Below are 18225 nucleotides of genomic sequence, written 5' to 3' on the forward strand. Positions count from 1 at the left end.
GGGGTCTCCATCTCGGACCACGGGTACCTGATCGAGTCAGCCGGGTACATAGCGCCCGCGGTGTTCGCACGGCGATGGGATCCGCCGGTCAGCAAGCCGAGCACCTTCGATCGCGCCGACGCAAGGCCAGGAACGAGGCACTGCAAGCACCCCAGTCCATCCCGCATGTGTCCCGCAAGCCATTTGATGCACCACCGCTTACGTGAATGCATGCAAGTCAGAACCCACACGGTGCCGAAGGGCAAGCCCCTTCTAAGCGCTTGGTCATGCTCTCCGTCTCCAAGGCCGCTCGTGCTCATTGAGGCGGCTTGCGTTCCCGGCGCCGGCGGAGCGGGAGCCATACCGGGAGCCAACCGGGGCGTCTCACCGCGGACGCGCACGGACGGCCACGGACGACGCTCCGGCTCGACCCCAGGCAGAACGAGGTGTTGCAACCGCCCTACCTGAGCCCCCGGTTAGCGCTTCCTTAAGCCCGCCATAAATAGCCGGGCCCCGCTCGTGATTCGGCGATTGGTCCGGTTCGTTCTCGCTAGCGTGCTGCCGCGTCAGTCCCCCACCACACGACAGGCAGGTACGCGATGGGTTCCTCCGCACATCGCCGGCGAGTGAGCCGCAAGGCGAAGCTGGCCGGCGTCGGTGTCGTCGTGGCGTTCGCCACGGGCGCCGCCTTCACGCTCACCGGGACCGCGAGCGCCGCTCCGGTCGGCGCGGCCTTTTCCCGGACAAGTTCCTGGGCGGGCGGCTACACCGGGCAGTTCGTCGTCACCAACAGCACGGGCAAGGCGCTGTCGGGCTGGACGCTGACGTTCGAGCTTCCGGCCGGCACGAAGATCACCTCGCTGTGGAACGGCAAGCACACCGTCAGCGGCCGGAGCGTCACCGTCGAGCCGGAGAGCTGGAACGCGACCGTCGCCCCCGGCGCATCGGTGACCGTCGGCTTCGTCGCGGCCGGGGAGGGGGCGGGCGCCGGACCGGTCAGCTGCCGGATCTCCCACGGCAAGTGTTCGCTCGACGGGGCCCCCGACCCGCAGCCCACCCAGCCGACCCGGCCCACGCGGACCCCGCAGCCCGGCGAGCCCACGCCGCGGCCGACCACGACCTCCCCGGTCCCCGGCGGCGCGAACGCCGCCTTCGCGCCGTACGTCGACACCTCCCTCCACCCCGCGTACGACCTCCTGGCCACTGCCCGGAAGACGGGCGTGAAGCACTTCAACCTCGCCTTCATCACCTCCGGCGGCGGCTGCACGCCCAAGTGGGGCGGCGTCTCGGACCTGGGCAGCGACGCCGTCGCCGCCCAGATCGGCAGGCTCCGCGAGGCGGGAGGCGACGTGCGGGTCTCCTTCGGCGGGGCGGCCGGGTCCGAGCTGGGGCTGGCCTGTTCCTCCGCCGACGAGCTCGCCGCCGCCTACGGCAAGGTCGTGGACACGTACAAGCTCACCAAGGTCGACTTCGACATCGAGGGCGCCGCCCTGCCCGACACCGCCGCCAACACCCGCCGCGCCCAGGCCATCGCCCGGCTCCAGAAGAAGCACCCGGGCCTCGATGTCTCCTTCACGCTGCCGGTGATGCCCACCGGGCTCACCCAGGACGGCGTCGACCTCGTCGGCAACGCCAAGAAGAACGGCGTCGCCATATCGGCGGTCAACGTCATGGCGATGGACTACGGATCCTCCTTCAGCGGCGACATGGGCCAGTACGCGATCGACGCCGCCACCGCGACGCAGGCCCAGGTCAAGGGCGTGCTCGGGCTGAGCGACGCGGCCGCCTGGAAGGCCGTCGCGGTCACCCCGATGATCGGCGTCAACGACGTCGCCGCCGAGGTCTTCAAGGTCGACGACGCGGCACAGCTGGCGGCGTTCGCCCGGTCCAGGGGACTCGGCTGGCTGTCCATGTGGTCCGCGGCGCGCGACAAGCCCTGCCCGGGCGGCCCGCAGAACTCCGCGTCCGCGACGTGCAGCTCGATCCAGCAGGACGAACTCGCCTTCACCAAGGCGTTCGCCGCCCGCTGAGCCCCCGCGAGCCCCCCACCAGCCCCCCACTGTCCCCCCACACCGCCCCGCACGCCCCGGCACCCCCCACCTCTGCGCCGGCGTGCGGGGCACCCCCCACCTTCAAGGAGACCCCATGCGCATGCGCCACCAGGCCGTACGGATATCCCTGCTCGGCCTCACCCCCCTCGCCCTCACCGCGCTGACCGCCGGCCCGGCCGAGGCGCACGGCTCCATGACGGATCCGGTCAGCCGCGTGTCCGCCTGTTTCGCCGAGGGGCCCGAGCACCCCCGCTCCGCCGCCTGCAAGGCCATGGTCGCGGCCGCCGGCACCCAGCCGCTCTACGACTGGAACGAGGTCAACATCGGTGACGCCGCCGGGCGGCACCGTCAGATCATTCCGGACGGCAAGCTGTGCAGCGCCGGCCGCGACAAGTACAAGGGGCTCGACATGGCGCGCGCCGACTGGCCGGGCACGAAGCTGGCGTCGGGGAAGCACACCTTCCGCTACCGGGCGACCGCCCCGCACCGCGGCACGTTCGAGCTGTACATCACCAAGGACGGCTACGACCCGAAGAAGCCGCTGAAGTGGTCCGACCTGGAGGCGAAACCGTTCGCCAAGGTCACCGACCCCACGCTGCGGAACGGGAGCTACGTCTTCGACGGCACGGTCCCCAAGAAGTCCGGCCGTCACCTCGTCTACAGCATCTGGCAGCGCTCGGACAGCCCCGAAGCCTTCTACACCTGCTCCGACGTGGACCTCGGCGGGGGAGCGCCGGCCACCAAGTCCCTGGCCGCCGCTGCCGCCGCCGAGCCCGAGGCCGCGTCCGCCCCCAGCGAGGAGCAGATCGCCGCAGAGGCCGGCAAGTCGACGGTCTCCCACGGCGGACACGGCGGGGACGGCGGCGACGCCCCCGGCACGGCAGGGCACGGCACGACCGGGCACGGCGAGAACGCGCACGTCGCCGACGGGCATGCGCCGCACTCCGCGGCCCGGGACGCCAACGCCCCGGCCGCGCAGGGCGGACACCTCGCCGAGACCGGCGGCGACGACCGTACGGCCCTGCTGGCCGTCGGGGGCGCCGGGGTCCTGGCGGCCGGTTCCGCAGTCCTCTTCCTCACCGCCCGCCGCCGCTCCGCGCGCAACCGCGCCTGAGACCGGCCGGAAGTCGCCGTCCGGTGGACCGTTCCGGCGGTCCACCCAGGGCAACGGATGAGCTCCCGGCTCTTGCCGCTGCCGTCGGTGGCTGAGTAGCATCCCGCTGCTGGCCGGGCCAATGAGCATGCGCGTGGCCCCAGTTGAACCTGAAGCCCCGGAGTCGTCCGACGTATTCCGGGGCTCGCATTCGGTATGCCTTCCCCCGAGCGCAAGGCAGACGCGTGAAATTCACCGACATGTACGGCTTGAACGCACACCCGGGAATCCTCACCGTCTGGCGGCCGGAGCCAGGAGGCGGCCGGGGCGTCCGCTGGAGACGGGACGGCCGGCCCCCGTCGTACGCGCAGGAGGCGCACATCGTGCGTTCGCTGGCGGCGTCCGCCCCGGCCTCGCCCTCCTGGCTGGCCACCGCCTTCGAACTGCCCGGCGAGGTGCGCGCCGCGGCCCTGGAGGAGGCCCTGCTGCGCTGGATCGACCGGCACGAGTCGCTGCGCAGCCGCCTGGTGCCCGAGGGCGCCCGGCTGCGCCGCGACACGCTCGCCCCCGGGGCGGTGCGCATCCGGCGGTCCGCGGCCGGGCTGTGCCTCGGCCACCGGGAGGCGGCCCGCCGGCTGGAGGATCTGTTCGACCGGGAGACGGACCCCCTGGACTGGCCCTCGTACGTCTTCGCCACCGTCACGCACGCCGGCTCCACCACGCTCTACGTCGGAGCCGACCACGCCAACGTCGACGGCTACTCCATCCTGCTCGTCGCCTACGAGATCCGTGCGCTGTACGCGGCGGCGGTCCGCGGCACACGGGCGGATCTGGGCCGGGTCGGCAGCTTCCTGGACTTCGCCCGGAGCGAGCGCGCGGGCGCGGCCCTGGTCGACACCGGCCACGAAACGATTCTGCAGTGGCGGGACTTCGTCGCCGAGAACGGCGGCGAGCTGCCCGCCTTTCCTGCCTCCCCCAGCAGTAAGGACGCCCTCTCGGCCGGCAAGGACGCACTCGCCGGCACGGGCCCGTCCGCCGGCACGCACGCCCCCGCCGGCATGCACGCCCCCGCCGACGCGCCCGGCCCCGTGTGCGCCCCCCAACTCGGCGGGCTGGAGTGGCTCCTCGACGCCGAGCAGGCGCGCGCCTTCGACGCCCTGTGCCGGCGGGCCGGGGGGAACCTCTTCGCCGGGCTGCTGGCCTGCCTGGCGTCGGCCTGCCGCGCGAGCGCCGGTCACAGCGGGCACGCCGGAGAGTTCCGCACCCTCGTGCCCTTCCACACGCGCAGCCACGCCCGGTGGGTGCGGTCGGTGGGCTGGTACGTGGGGCTGGCGCCGGTGCGGTTCGCGGTCCGGGCCGGGGACCGTTTCACGGAGCTGATGACGGCGGCCGTACGGGCGCTGGACAAGGCCCGGCCGATGGCCGCGGTGCCCTTCGCCAGGGTCGCCGAAGTGCTCGGCGCACCCCTCGAACCGCGCTTCATGGTCTCCTACATGGACATGCGGCTGGCTCCCGGCGCGCGGCAGTGGGGCGAGTGGGGGGCGGCCGCGCTGCGCAGCCGCCGCACGCACCCCCACGAGGTCTACTTCTGGATCAACCGCACCTTCGAGGGGATCTACCTGAGCTTCCGGTACCCGGACACCGCACGCGGAAGGGCCGAGGTGCCGCCCTGCATCGACGAGGTCCGCCGCGCGGTGACCCGGGTCATCGGCGCCGAGGACGTACGGGACACACGAGGTGCACGCGGTGCACTGGACGGACGAGACGCACGAGACGGCCGGGAGGCAGCGGTATGCGGATGACGCCGATCGACGAGTACGTTCCCGACCCCGGCGAACTGGTCGAATTCCGCATACCCGCCCCGGTCCTGGCGGCCGCTGCCGAGGCGCCCGAGCATCCGGCGCCACCGTCGTACGTGCAGGAGAACCACATCCGGCGGCTGCTGGCCAACCGGGCGGCGGGCCGGCCGCAGTCGCCCTGGCTCGGCGTCGCCTTCGACCTGCCCGGCAGGCTGGACACCACGGCCATGGCCGCGGCGCTCGCCGCGTGGGTGCGGCGCCATCCCACGCTGCTGACCTGGTTCGCGGTGGACGGCGACCGGTTGCGCCGGCACGCCGTGCCCGCCGGGTCGGTGGCGGTCGAGGCCGTCCCCTGCGGGCGGTACGACTCCGCGGCGGCCGTCCGGGACCACCTGAAGGAACGATTCGACGCCGGGACGAGCCCGCTGTCCTGGCCACCGTTCGTGGCGGGCGCGGTCCTCCCGGACCACGGCCCGGACCACGGCCCGGACCACGGCCCGGACCACGACGCGGACGGCGGCGCGGACGGCGACGGCACGTCGACCGTCTGGATCGCCGTCGACCACAGCCACACCGACGGCTACTCGACCCTGCTGCTCTTCTCCGAGCTGCGCGCCCTCTACGAGGCCGAGCTCACCGGTACCGACGCCCAGTTGCCGCCCGCCGGCAGCTACGTCGACCACTGCGCCCTCGACCGCGACCGCGCGGCCCTGGTGGGGCTCGACGCGCCGGAAGTACGCCGCTGGGTGGAGTTCTTCAGCGCCGGACCGCCCCCCGGCTTCCCGCTCGACCTGGGCCTGACGCCGGACGCCTCCCATCCGAGCGTCTCCGTCGAGGCGGACCTCTTCGACGCGGCGGAGGGCGAGGCGTTCGCCGCGGCCTGCAAGGCGCACGGGGCGGGCTTCCTGGCCGGGGTGCTGGCCGCGCTCGCCGTCACCGGCCACGAACTGGGCGGGCCCGCCGACTACCGCGCGCTGACCGTCGTCCACACCCGCGACGAGCGGCGCTGGCAGCACACCCAGGGCTGGTTCATCAACCTCGTGCCGGTCGAGTTCACCGCCAAGGGCACCTTCGGCGAGGTCGTCGCCGAGGCCGGCCGGGCGGTCGCCGTGGCGCGCGAACTGGCCGCGGTGTCCCCGCTGCGCGTCCTGGAACTGCTGCCCGGCATGGCCGGTGCTGTACAGCCCGACGCGGCGGCCGTGCTGCCCATCGTCTCCTACCTCGACTGCCGCCACGTCCCCGGCTCCCGCGACTGGGCCGCCGCGAACTGCCACGGCCTCGTCGGCCCCGGCCACAGCCGGAACGTACCGGTGTGGGTCAACCGCCTGTGGGACCGCACGTACCTCAAGTCCCGCTACCCCGACACCCCCGCCGCCCGCGCGAACGTGCCGCGCTTCGTGGCCCACCTGCGCCAGGTGCTGCGCACGGTCGCGCTGACCGGGGACCGGCCGTGCGCCTGACCACGATCGACCGCTACGCGCCCGAGCCGGGCCGCGTCGTGGAGTTCGTGCCGTCGGCCGCCGCGCTGGCCGTCGCCGAGGGGGCGGCCGCCTCCGCCGTGCCGCCCTCCTTCAACCAGCGCTTCCACCTGGCGGGTTCCACCGGCAACTGGCTCGGCTGCTCCTTCGACCTCCATGGAGCGGTGGACGTCGAGGTGCTGCGGGCGGCCCTCGAACGGTGGGTGCGCCGGCACGGGACGCTGTGCAGCGGGTTCCGGGCGGGCGGCGAGCGGTTCCTGGTGCCGGCCGAGAAGGCCGAGTTGGTCGCCCGGGACGCCGGGGAGTTCGGCAGTCCAAAGGACCTGCGGGGATGGCTGGCCGGCCGGCTGGCGGCCGCCTGCGGGCGGCTGGGCTGGCCGTCGTACCTCTTTCTCGTCGTCCTGCGGCCCGGGGGCGGCACGGTCTTCTGCGGCTTCGACCACGCGCACGTGGACGCGTACTCGCTGGCCATCGCGGTGCACGAGCTGCGCGAGAGCTACGCGGGGCGGCCGCTGCCGGCCGGCGTGGGCAGCTTCGTCGACTACTGCGCACGGGAACAGGCCCTCGCGGCCGGCCCACCGCCGGCCGCCTCGGACCCACGGGTGCGCGGCTGGGCGGACTTCTTCGCCGCCTGCGGGGGCACCACGCCGTCGTTCCCGGCCGCGCTGGGAGGGGCCGCCGTCCAGGACACCGACGTACGCCGGCTGCTGGACGCCGCCGGCGCCGACAGGCTGGAGGGGCACTGCCGGGCGGCCGGGGGCGGCGCCTTCCCGGGACTGCTCACCGCCTTCGGGCTGGCGGCCCGTTCGCTGGGAGCGGGGGAGGAACTGCGGCTGTGCGTACCGCTGCACACGCGTGACGAGGAGCGGTGGGAGCGGGCGGTGGGCTGGTTCACCACGGTCGCGCCCATGACGGTGGACGTCACGGGGGTGGCGACGGCCGTCGACGGCGTCGGCCGCGTCCGGTCCGCCTTCCGCGAGGCCCGGCGGATCGCGTCGGCGCCGGTCGCCGGGCTGCTGGGGACCCTGGAGCGGAATGGAGAGTTCCGGAGGGTCGGGGACGACGTGTTCATGGTCTCGTACGTCGACTACCGGCGGCTGCCCGGTGCGGCGGACCACGTCGCGTGCCGGGCGCAGCACGTGAGCGGGGCGACGGTGGCCGACGACGCGCAGTTCTGGCTGGCGCGTACGCACGAGGGGCTCTTCCTGCGCTCGCGCCACCCGGGCACGGCGGTGGCGCGGGCCGTCGTGGGGGAGTTCGCGGATGCGGTGACCGCGGTGGTCAGGGAGGCGGCGGGCGGCCGTCGGCCGGGTCCGCCGCGAGCCGCAGTCCGTCGGCGATGATGGTGTCGCTCGTGACGAGGGCTTGTTCCGCGTCGACGTCGGTCATGAAGACGAAGGGCGGGACGACGGGCGGCACCGGCAGCGTGTCCGGGGTGAACGTCAGGCACACCAGGCCCTGGACGCAGCCGCTGAACCGGGTGAGGTAGAGCGTCACGTCCCCGCTCAGCCGCAGGTCGGCCACGTCGAGGGCGTACTCCTCGCCGCCGTCGTGGGTCCGCAGCCGGTAGCGGGCGAGCGAGGCCGCCCGCATCCTCAGCACGATGACCCTCAGCCGCCCGTGGGCGGTGTCCACTTCCTCCACCCCGGAGAGGGTGAAGCCGGTGGGCGTGAAGCGGGTGGTGCTCACCGTCGGGGGCGTGCGCGCCGCCCGCCCGGGCTCCGGTGCCGGCGCCGCGGCGTGGGGTGGGACGGCCATCGAGGCCAGCAGCACGACGGGCAGCGCGACAGCCAGGGCCCGGGGAGGGCCGCTGCCGCGGGGCGGGGGCGGGGGCGGGGGCGGAGCTGAGGGCGGGGCGACGTCCTGGGGAGCGTCCGGTGTCCATGCGAAGGCCATGGACCCGCCGGCGATGCCGAGCAGGGCGCCGACGAGGAAACCGCCCAGGTTGCTGGCGGCGAAGGAGACGACGGCCAGGATCACGGCGTGGATGCCGACGTAGTGGCGGGTGTGCGGCAGGAGCCACAGGAAGAGACCGGCCGCCGTGAGCGCGGCCCCGATGCCGAGGGCCGCGATGCCGCCGAGGCCCAGGCCGAGCAGCACCCGCCAGGGGGCGAGGGGGACGACGAGCAGTTCGGCGCCGGCCAGGATCAGCAGCGTGCCCGCCCAGAACGGACGCGTGCGCCGCCAGCCGCCCAGGACCCGCCGCGCCTGCCGGGCCTGGTCTGCCCGGAGGCCCCGCCCCGCCCGCAGGCCCCCTCCGGCCCGTCCCGCCCGTAGGCCCCGTCCTGCCCGGAGGCCCCGTCCCGCCGCCAGGCCCCGCACCGCCCGTACGGCCCGTGCCGTGCGTGCCGCGTTCAGAAGCACTCCTTGCCGTTCAGGTTCACCGAGAGTGCGAGCCCTTTGAGCCGGAAGTCGCCGCCGGTCGCGGACCAGGCGTGCGACTTCACGCCGGTCACCGAGACGTCGGCGGCCTGCAGGCCGAACCGGCCCGGGCGGCCGCGGATCCCGGCCACCCGGTCCAGCGTCGAGGCGTCCCGGCCGATCTGCACCTCGCCGAACCGGGCGTCGCCCACGAGGTCCTGCCCGTGGATCACCAGGTGGTCCACCGTGACGTCCCCGGCGTCACCGCCGGCCGTCAGCTTGAACACGACCCTGCCCAGGGGCGTGTCGACCTTCGCCGCCTGGCAGAGGTCCGACAGCGTCGCCCTGCCGATGCCCAGCAGGGCGCCCGGGTGCCCCTCGCCGTCGGCGGAGCGGCCGACGTCGACGAACGAGGCCAGGCCCTTGCTCGTCAACTGCCCGGAGGAGACCTGGAACGCCGTGCCCGAGACGGCGAACGACGCCGCCAGCACGCCTTCCGCCATGGCGACGGACATCGCCGCGACGGCCGCCACGGCGGGCAGGGCCACCAGGGCCGCCTTCCGCCAGGCGGTCCGGCCCCCGGGCGGCCTGTTCCGGTCGCCGGCTCGGCTCATGCCCGGGTCCCCCCCTTCGTTCCGCACCACAGGGCTGGATGCCCAGCACGCCGGAGGGCATCCGCGGATGCCGCCCCACCCACTCGAAAGAGGCCGTCGTTCGCCTCCTGGGAGTCCTAAAGCCCCGTGCGCCACACGGCAATTGCCGGCTATTCGTCCGCGCTTTCGCGCCCTTCATGCGAAGGGGTTGCCGTCCGTTTGCGTCCATTCCAGACGGTTAGTGATATCAGCGCCGCGTCGCGATCGATTGGTTCCCGGAAAGGGCTGAGAAACCATGGGCGTTGACGGATACGGCACGGTCTCCTACGGCACGGTTCCCGACGACGGCCTGATCGCGGTGGTGGGTGCGTCCTGCCGCCTCCCCGGGGGCATCACGGACCTCGCCGGGCTCTGGCAGGCCCTGGACGAGGGCCGCGACGTCATCACGAACGTGCCGGCCGACCGCTTCGACGCCACCCGGTTCGTGGACCCGTCGACGCCGCGCCCGGGCAAGAGCTACACCGACGCCGGCGGCTTCCTCGACGACATCGCCGGCTTCGACGCGGACTACTTCGGCATCTCGCCCAAGGAGGCCGCCCAGATGGACCCGCAGCAGCGGCTGCTGCTGGAGCTGGCGGCCGAGGCGTGCGACGACGCGGGCATCGCCCCGGCACGGCTGGCCGGCTCGGACACGGCCGTCCTCGTGGGCATTTCCGACCACTCCTACGGCGCGCTGCAGCTGCTCATGACCGAGACCGTCAACGCCTACACGATGTCCGGGGCCGCCTCCTCGATCGCCGCCAACCGCATCTCGCACGCCTTCGACCTGCGCGGCCCGAGCCTGGCCGTCGACACGGCCTGTTCCTCCTCGCTCGTGGCGCTCGTCCAGGGCTGCCAGCTCCTGCTGGCGGGCGCCGGGCGCGCCGCGTTCGTCGGCGGGGTCAACCTGCTGCTGAGCCCCTATCACTTCGTGGGCTTCTCCCAGGCGTCGATGCTCTCCCCGACCGGCAGGTGCCGGTCGTTCTCGGCCGGAGCCGACGGCTACGTGCGCGCCGAGGGCGGCGGCATGGTCCTGCTGAAGCGCCTGGCCGACGCGCTGGCCGACGGCGACCGCGTCCACGGCGTGATCGTCGGCAGCGCGTCCAACAGCGACGGGCGGACCCCGGGCCTGGCCCTGCCCCGGGCGGAGGCCCAGGAGGGCCTGCTGCGCCGGCTCTACGACCGGTGCGGCATCGCCCCCGACGACCTCGCCTACCTGGAGGCGCACGGCACCGGCACCCCGGTCGGCGACCCCGTCGAGTGCGAGGCCATCGGCCGGGCCCTGGGCAGCCGCCGCACCCGGGGCGACCTCCCGATCGGCTCGGTCAAGTCCAACCTCGGGCACCTGGAGCCCGCATCGGGCATGGCCGGGCTCCTGAAGGGGCTGCTCGTGCTGCGGCACGGCGTCATCCCGCCGACCCTGCACGCCCTGCCGCCCAGCCCGCACGTCGACTTCGCCGCCCTGCGCCTCGCACCCGCGGTGGAACACCGGACCGCCCCCGACGGCGCCCGGGGCGTGGTCGGGGTCAACTCCTTCGGCTTCGGAGGGGCCAACGCCCATGTGATCCTCGCGGCGCCCCCGCCGGCGCCCGCCCGGACCGTCGCCCCGCCGCAGGAGGCGCACCGCCCCGTCGTCGTCTCGGCACGCTCCCGGGAGGCGCTCGCCGAAGCAGTCCGGCGCACGGCCGCCCGCCTGGAGAACGCCGCCGACGAGGAGTTCTACGACCTGGCGTACACCTCCTGCCTGCGGCGCGGCCGCCACCCGCACCGGGCCGCGGTGCTCGCCACCGGCCCCGCCGAGGCCGCGGCCCGGCTCACCCGCCTCGCGGGCCGACTGGCACCCCCCGGACCCGAGGCCCCACCCGACGACCCCACAGCACCGCAGGCCGCGGATGCGCCCGCGACGACCGCCGACGAAGCCGGTGCGGCGCCGGCCGCTGCCGAGGTCGCGGCGCCCGCCGCCGAGGACGAGGCGTCCGCCGTCGCCGACGGCACGGCCCTGGGGCACGGCGTCACCCACGGCCGCATCGTCTTCGCGTTCTCCGGCAACGGCTCCCAGTGGGCCGGCATGGGAGCGGACCTCCTCGCCCGGGACCCCGTCTTCCGGGAGGCCGTCCGGACCGTCGACGCCCTGCTGGCCCCCCGCACCGGCTGGTCGGTGGCCGAAGCCCTGACCGACCCCGCGCTCGCCACGCGCATGGCCGCCACCGAGATCTCCCAGCCCCTGCTGTTCACCGTCCAGGTGGCCCTGACCGAGGTGCTCAGGCACCGGGGCGTCGAGCCGGCCGCCGTCGTCGGGCACAGCGTCGGCGAGATCGCGGCGGCCTACGTGGCGGGTGCGCTCACCCTGGCCGAGGCCGCCCGGGTCATCGCCGCGCGCGGGCGCGCCCAGGCCGCCACGGCGGGCGCCGGGCGCATGGCCGCCGTGTCCCTGCCGCGGGACCGGGCGGAGAAACTGCTCGAAATCCACCCCGACGTCACGATCGCGTGCGTGAACACCGGCCGCGACGTCACGGTCTCGGGGCCCGAGAGCCAACTGGCCGCGCTCCGGGACGAGCTCGCGGCCCAGGGCGTCGCCTGCACCCTCCTCGACGTCGACTACGCCTTCCACAGCCCGGCCATGAACCCCGTCGAGCGCCCGCTGACGGCAGCGCTCCAAGGACTGCGCCCCGCCCCCACCCGCATCCCCATGGTCTCCGCCGTCACCGCCGCCACCGTGGAGGGGCCCGAACTGGACGCCGCCTACTGGTGGCGCAACGTCCGCGAACCCGTGCTCTTCGCACCGGCGGTGCAGTACCTGCTCGGCAAGGGGTACGACGTGTTCGTCGACGTCGGCCCGCACCCCATCCTGCGGCCCTACCTGCGCCGGCTGACGGAGAAGAGCAGTGCGCCCGTGGCCGTCGTACCGACCCTCGTCAGGAACGAGGACGGACCGGCGGCGCTGCACACCGCCGTGGCCGCGCTGGCCGCGGCCGGCGCCGGCCTGGAGTGGGCCGTCCCCTTCCCCGTCCCCGGCCGCGTCGTGGACCTGCCCGCCTACCCCTGGCAGCGGCAGCGGCACTGGAACGGCTCCCGCGGCGCCTGGTCGGGAACCTTCCACGACGAGGGCGTGGACCACCCCCTGCTCGGCGACCGGCTGCCGCTGTACGAGCCGGCGTGGCGCGGCGCCGTCGAGCCCGTGCTCGTGCCCTGGCTGGCCGACCACCGGGTCGCCGGCTCGGTGGTGCTGCCCGCCACCGGCTACGCGGAGATGGCCCTGGCCGCGGGCCGGCGGGCGCTGGGCGCCCGGGCGGAGCTGGAACACCTGGAGATCACACGCGCCCTGCCCGTCCCCTGGCAGAACCCGGCAGCCGTCCACCTCCACCTGAACCTGGCGCCGGACGACGGCGCCGTCACCATCACCAGCGCCACCGGCCGTGTGGGGGAGCCGGTGCACCACGCCCGAGGCCGGGTGCGCCGGCTGCTGCGACCCCGGCCCGCCCCGCTCGACGTCGCGGCCGTCCGCGCCCGGTGCGCCGGCCACATGGAACCCGAGGAGCTCTACGCGAGCGCGGCGGCGGCCGGACTCGACTACGGGCCGGCCTTCCGGACCCTGCGCAGCCTGCACGTGGGCGACGGCGAAGTCCTCGCCGCCTACCGGCACGAGGCGCCGTCCGACGCCTACGAAGCCCACCCGGCCGTGCTGGACGGCGCCCTCCAGAGCGGACTCCCGCTCATGGCCGACGCCCTGCGGCGCGGGCAGTCGTTCCTGCCCGGTGCCGTCGACGCCCTGCGCCTTTGGCAACAACCCCCGGACCGGGGCCTGTTCCACCTCCGCGAACGCTGCCGCAGCCGCACGGAGATCTGCTGGGACGTCACCGTCACCGACGAGGACGGCACCGTCGTGGCCGAGCTGGAGGGCTGCAGGCTGCGGCGCTTCCCCGGCCTGCGCACCACACCGCTGACCCGCCAGGCCGACGTCCTGCGGGCCCGGCCCCGCACGGACCTGCCCGCCGCCCGCTCGCCGCTGCCCCCGCCGGCCGGCATCCTGGCCGCAGCCCAGCCGCACCTCGACGCCCTGCGCACGGCCTGGCGACCGCTCCACTACGAGCAGGTGCAGCGCCTCCACAAGCACATCCTCGGGCTCGGCTTCGCCGAGCTCCTCACCGGCTTCCTGGCCGATCCCGCGGCGCCCTTCACCGTCGGGCAGATCACCGGCCCGGACACCGCCCCGCACCTGCTCCGGCTCTACCGGATGCTGCTGCCCATGCTCGAACGCCAGGGCCTCGCCAAGCGCGGGGAGGACGACACCTGGCGGCTGACCGAGCGCGCGTCGACCTCACAGGAGGCGGCGGCCCGCTTCCTGCGCGACCACCCCGCCTACGTCACCGAGGCATCCCTGGTGGTGAGCCACGGGCAACGACTGGGGGACGTGCTGCGGGGGACCCGGGACCCGCTGGAGATCCTCGCCGAGGGCGGCGCCGACCTGATGGAGCAGTTCTTCGACATCGCCCCCTGGTCACGCTTCCACAACCGCATGGCGCAGGCGCTTTTGACGGAGATGCTGCGGCACTGGCCCGCCGACCGCCCCCTGCGCGTCCTGGAGGTCGGCGCCGGCACGGGCGGCACCGCCGCCGCCCTGCTGCCGCTGCTGCCGCCGGAGCGCACCCACTACGTCTTCTCCGACGTCTCCCCCTTCTTCCTCGGCCGCGCCGAGAAGCGTTTCTCCGCCCACGACTTCGTCACCTACCGCACCTACGACCTGGACACCGACCCCGCCGAACAGGGCCTGGCCGACGCCTCCTTCGACCTGATCGTGGCCTCCAACGCCCTCCACACCGCCAAGGACCTGCACCGCTCCCTGACCCGGGTGGGCCGCCTGCTGGCCCCCGGCGGGCAGCTCCTGGTCATCGAGCAGCACGACCCCGAGAGCCTCGCGGTGTTCTTCGGCGCCCTGGAGAGCTTCTGGAGCCACACCGACCGCGACCTGCGCCCCGACACCCTGCTGCTGCCGGCCGCCCGCTGGCCGGAGCTGCTGCGCGCGTGCGGCTTCACCGACGTCGTCCGCACCGGCGACGAGCGCCGCGGCACCCGGCCCCACGGCTCCGTCCTGCTGGCCGCCGCCCCGGCCCGCCCCACGGCCCCCGCCGCCCCGCCCGCCTGCGACCGCACCACCACGTGGGTCGTGGCGGGGGAGAGCACCGCCTGCGGGGACCTGCCCGGGGCGGTGGCCCGGGAACTGGAGAGCGCAGGCGGGAGCGTCGTACGCGTCCCCGCCGCCCCCACCACCCCCGAGGACTGGGCCCGTACCCTCCCCGGCGACGGGTCCGCCGTCTCCGTCGTCCTCCTCCTGGACCGCACGGGAGAACCCGGCCCCGCACCGGAGGCACTGCTCGACCTCACCACCCGCCGCGCCGCGGTCCTGCGGGCGCTCGCGGCCACCTGCACAGGACCGGCCGGCGGCAGCGGACCGGACCTGTGGCTGGTGACCCGCCCCAGCGGCGCCCTGCCCGCCCCCGAACGCCCCGCGGCCCCCGCCGACGCCGCCGTCTGGGGCCTTGCCCGCACCCTGGCCAACGAACATCCCGAACTGGCCGTGCGCCGCGTCTCCCTCGACGACACGGCCGACGGTGCCGGCGACGACCCGGCCGACAACGCCCGCCGACTCGTCCGCGAACTGCTCGACGCGGGCGAGGAGGACGAGATCGTCCTCACGGCCCGCGGCCGTTTCGTCCCCCGGGCGGTCGACGTGACCGAGGTCCCCCAGGGCACCGCCCCCGCCCACGAAGTGCCCGCCTACGCCCTGGAGGTACGCGACCCGGGGCTGTCGTACCGGCTGGCCTGGACCGAGACCGACCCTCCGGACGAGCCCGGCCCCGGCCAGGTGGTCGTCGCCGTGCGCGCCGCCGCGCTGAACTACCTCGACGTGATGCGGACGATGGGCCTCGTCCCGCCCGCCGACGGGGCACAGCGCCTCGCCCGGCAGCCGGGCCCCGGCATGGAGTGCGCCGGGACCGTCGAGGCGGTCGGCGACGGCGTCACCTCCGTCGCCCCCGGGGACCGCGTCTTCGGCGTGGCGCCCGGTACCTTCGCCTCCCACGCCGTCACCACCGAGCACGCCCTCGCCAGGATGCCGGAGCGGATGACGTTCACCGAGGCGGCCACCCTGCCGGTGGTCTTCCTGACGGTCCACTACGCGCTGGGGCACCTCGCCCGGCTCGCCGCCGGCGAGACGGTCCTCGTGCACGGCGGGGCCGGCGGCGTGGGGCTCGCCGCGCTGCAGTTCGCCCGCCGCCGCGGCGCCCGGGTCGTCGCCACGGCCGGCAGCGGCGTCAAACGCGACCTCCTCCGCATGCTCGGGGTCGAGCACGTCCTCGACTCCCGCTCGCTGCGCTTCGCCGAGGACGTCCGTGAGCTCACCGGCGGCCGGGGGGTCGACGTCGTCCTGAACTCCCTGGCCGGCGAGGCCATCCAGCGCGGCCTGGAGACCCTGCGGCCCGGCGGCCGCTTCGTCGAGCTGGGCAAGCGCGACATCCACGAGGACAAGCCGCTGCGCCTGCGGCCGTTCGCCAAGAACATCGCCTTCTTCGGCGTCGACCTCGTCCAGCTGCTCCACGACCCCGACCTGGCCAAGGAGCAGTTCGCCGAGGTCGCCGCGCTGGTGCGGTGCGGCCGCTACCGGCCGCTGCTGCACAGCGTCCACCCCGCCGCACGCGTCACCGAGGCGTTCCGGCTCATGCAGCACTCCCGGCACATCGGCAAGGTCGTGGTGGCCTTCGACCCCCTAGACGAACCCCCGTCGGTCGAACGCGCCGTGCGGCCGGCCCGCTTCGACGGCCCCGGCACCTACCTCGTCACCGGCGGACTGAGCGGCTTCGGCGCGGCCACCGCCCGCTGGCTCGCCTCCCGGGGCGCCGGCCGCCTCGCCCTGGCCGGCCGCCGCGGCGCCGCCTCGCCCGAGGCGCCCGGCCTGCTGGCCGACCTCGCCGCCCGGGGGACGGTGGCCCGGGCGTACGCCGCCGACGTCTGCGACGCCGACGCGCTGCGGCGCATCGCCGAGGAGGCCGAGGCGGACGGACACCCCCTGCGCGGCATCGTCCACTCCGCCATGCACCTCGACGACGCCTTCCTCACCAGGCTCTCCGACGAGCGCTTCCGGTCCGGGCTCGCCCCCAAGATGGCCGGCGGAGCGGCGCTCGACGCCCTCTCCCGCGGCCGGCCCCTCGACCTCTTCCTCGCCTACTCCTCGATCACCGCCGCCGTCGGCCACCTCGCCCAGTCCAGCTACGTGGCCGGAAACCTCTACCTGGAGGCCCTCGCCCGCAAGCGCCGCCGGGACGGCCTGCCCGCCACGACCCTCGCCCTCGGCGCGGTCGGGGAAACGGGCTACGTGGCCCGCAACAACCTCCAGGACACCCTGTCCCAGGCCGGCATCGAACCGGTCCGGCCCCACGAGGCGTTCGAGGTCGTGGACGAATTCCTCACCGGCGGCAGGGACGTCGCCGGGACCGGCCGCTACCAGTGGCGCTCCCTGGGCTCCCTCCTGCCGGCCCTGGGCGCACCGCGCTTCGCCGCCCTGATCCCCGCACTCGGCGGCGGCCCGGCCGTCACCCGTGACGAGATCCTCGCCAAGCTCGCCGCCATGGCACCGGAGGAGTCCGAGAAGTACATCGCCGACTCCCTCGCCCAGGGGCTCGCCGACGTCGCGGAACTGCCGCTGGAACAGATCGACCGCCACCGCCGGATCGACACCTACGGCGTCGACTCCCTCATGGCCACCGAGATGCTGGCCTCGCTCAGGCAGCAGTACGACGTCGACATCCCCCCGATGGAGCTGCTCCGCAGCGACGGCACGATCGCCGACATCGCCCGCATCATCCACCTGCGGCTCGGCCTCGCGGCAGGCACCGGGTCCGGCGAGCCGGCCCGAATCCCGCCACCGCGAGCCGAACCCCGGCCACCCGGGGCGCCGTCCGGGGCGTCCTCCGACGGCACGGAGAAAGGAGAGGGCCACGCGCCCCGGTGAGCGTCCCCCCGACGCCTTCTACGCCCTGTGGCTCGACTCGACGATGACGTACTCCTGCGCCCTGTGGGCCGACGGGGACAGTCTCCGGCAGGCCCAGCTCCGCAAGATCGACCACCACGTCGCCCAGGCGGCGGCGGGCTCCGCCGGCCGGGTGCTGGACCTGGGCTGCGGGTGGGGCGGCACCCTCCGGCGACTGACCGCCGCCCACGGCGTCCGGCACGCCGTGGGCCTCACCCGCAGCCCGCAGCAGGCCGCCCGGGCCCGCGCCCGGGCCGGCCCCCGCTGCGAGGTACGGCTGGAGGACTGGACCGCCCACCGGCCGGACGCGCCCTACGACGCGATCCTGTGCATCGGGGCGTTCGAACACGTCGCCGGCCTGCGGCTGTCGCGGGACGAGAAGGTCGCCGGCTACCGGGCCTTCTTCTCCCGGTGCCGCTCCTGGCTGCGCCCCGGCGGCCTGCTCACCCTCCAGACGATCGCCCTCGGCTACCCCGCGGACGGCCCGGGCGAGGCCCGGGACGCCCTGCGCATGGCCCTCACCCTCCTCCCCGGCTCCCAGCTCCCCACCCTGGCCGAGATCCACGAGGCCAGCGCGGACCTCCTCACCTGCGTCCGGATGCGCAACGACCACGACGACTACGCCCGCACCTGCCAGTGCTGGCTGCAGCGGCTGCTGGCCGCCCGCGACCGGGCCGTCGCCCTCGCCGGCGACGCGACCGTCACGGAGTACGAGCAGTACCTGCGCGCCTCGGTGCGGCTGTTCGAGCTCGGCTGCATGAGCCTGCTGCGCCTCACCTTCCGGCGGTAGGCAGCGCACGGAGCGTCCG

8 protein-coding genes and 1 pseudogene are annotated in these 18225 nt (G+C 74.9%); 7 read left to right on the forward strand and 2 right to left on the reverse strand.

What is annotated here, in order from left to right:
- The first annotated feature begins 578 nt into the window (after nt 1-578).
- The 5 genes from IE182_RS00270 to IE182_RS00290 all read left to right on the forward strand — a co-directional run bounded on the left by IE182_RS00270 (nt 579) and on the right by IE182_RS00290 (nt 7743).
- Nucleotides 579-2009, forward strand: a complete 1431-nt coding sequence (locus IE182_RS00270; RefSeq protein ID WP_190107521.1) for a glycoside hydrolase family 18 protein — start codon at nt 579-581, stop codon at nt 2007-2009.
- A gap of 115 nt (nt 2010-2124) precedes the next feature.
- Nucleotides 2125-3144: a lytic polysaccharide monooxygenase gene (locus IE182_RS00275; protein WP_190107522.1), complete on the forward strand. Its 1020-nt coding sequence runs from the start codon at nt 2125-2127 to the stop codon at nt 3142-3144.
- 224 nt (nt 3145-3368) lie between these two features.
- Nucleotides 3369-4925, forward strand: coding sequence for a condensation domain-containing protein (locus IE182_RS00280; RefSeq protein ID WP_190107523.1), 1557 nt, complete (start codon nt 3369-3371; stop codon nt 4923-4925).
- Nucleotides 4916-6382: a condensation domain-containing protein gene (locus IE182_RS00285; RefSeq protein WP_190107524.1), complete on the forward strand. Its 1467-nt coding sequence runs from the start codon at nt 4916-4918 to the stop codon at nt 6380-6382. Before IE182_RS00280 ends, IE182_RS00285 begins: the two co-directional genes overlap by 10 nt.
- On the forward strand, nt 6373-7743 hold the full coding sequence (locus IE182_RS00290) for a condensation domain-containing protein (protein ID WP_190107525.1): 1371 nt from the start codon (nt 6373-6375) through the stop codon (nt 7741-7743). Before IE182_RS00285 ends, IE182_RS00290 begins: the two co-directional genes overlap by 10 nt.
- Here the strand turns inward: IE182_RS00290 and IE182_RS00295 are convergent.
- Both IE182_RS00295 and IE182_RS00300 read right to left on the reverse strand, forming a co-directional pair.
- Nucleotides 7682-8764 carry a DUF6114 domain-containing protein gene (locus tag IE182_RS00295; RefSeq protein WP_308432035.1) on the reverse strand — a complete coding sequence of 361 codons (1083 nt, stop codon included), beginning with the start codon at nt 8762-8764 and terminating at the stop codon, nt 7682-7684. The two genes, IE182_RS00290 and IE182_RS00295, sit on opposite strands and share 62 nt — an antisense overlap.
- The gene (locus tag IE182_RS00300; protein ID WP_190107526.1) at nt 8755-9375 is read right to left on the reverse strand and encodes a DUF6230 family protein; all 621 of its coding nucleotides are present in this window, start codon (nt 9373-9375) and stop codon (nt 8755-8757) included. Before IE182_RS00300 ends, IE182_RS00295 begins: the two co-directional genes overlap by 10 nt.
- Before the next feature lie 274 nt (nt 9376-9649).
- Between IE182_RS00300 and IE182_RS00305 the strand changes: the two genes are divergently transcribed.
- Nucleotides 9650-17398 carry a type I polyketide synthase gene (locus IE182_RS00305; protein ID WP_190107527.1) on the forward strand — a complete coding sequence of 2583 codons (7749 nt, stop codon included), beginning with the start codon at nt 9650-9652 and terminating at the stop codon, nt 17396-17398.
- Between the two features lie 22 nt (nt 17399-17420).
- A pseudogene (locus IE182_RS00310) lies at nt 17421-18206 on the forward strand (class I SAM-dependent methyltransferase); the annotation flags it as partial.
- Nucleotides 18207-18225 lie beyond the last annotated feature (19 nt).

Origin of the sequence: Streptomyces cinnamoneus (assembly GCF_014650495.1) — a bacterium.
GTDB classification, from domain to species: Bacteria; Actinomycetota; Actinomycetes; order Streptomycetales; family Streptomycetaceae; genus Streptomyces; species Streptomyces cinnamoneus.

Coding starts and splice junctions, on each gene's coding strand:
- IE182_RS00300 (WP_190107526.1), bottom strand. CDS start 9,375: ATGAGCCGAGCCGGCGACCGGAACAGGCCGCCCGGGGGCCGGACCGCC.
- IE182_RS00270 (WP_190107521.1), top strand. CDS start 579: ATGGGTTCCTCCGCACATCGCCGGCGAGTGAGCCGCAAGGCGAAGCTG.
- IE182_RS00305 (WP_190107527.1), top strand. CDS start 9,650: ATGGGCGTTGACGGATACGGCACGGTCTCCTACGGCACGGTTCCCGAC.
- IE182_RS00275 (WP_190107522.1), top strand. CDS start 2,125: ATGCGCATGCGCCACCAGGCCGTACGGATATCCCTGCTCGGCCTCACC.
- IE182_RS00285 (WP_190107524.1), top strand. CDS start 4,916: ATGCGGATGACGCCGATCGACGAGTACGTTCCCGACCCCGGCGAACTG.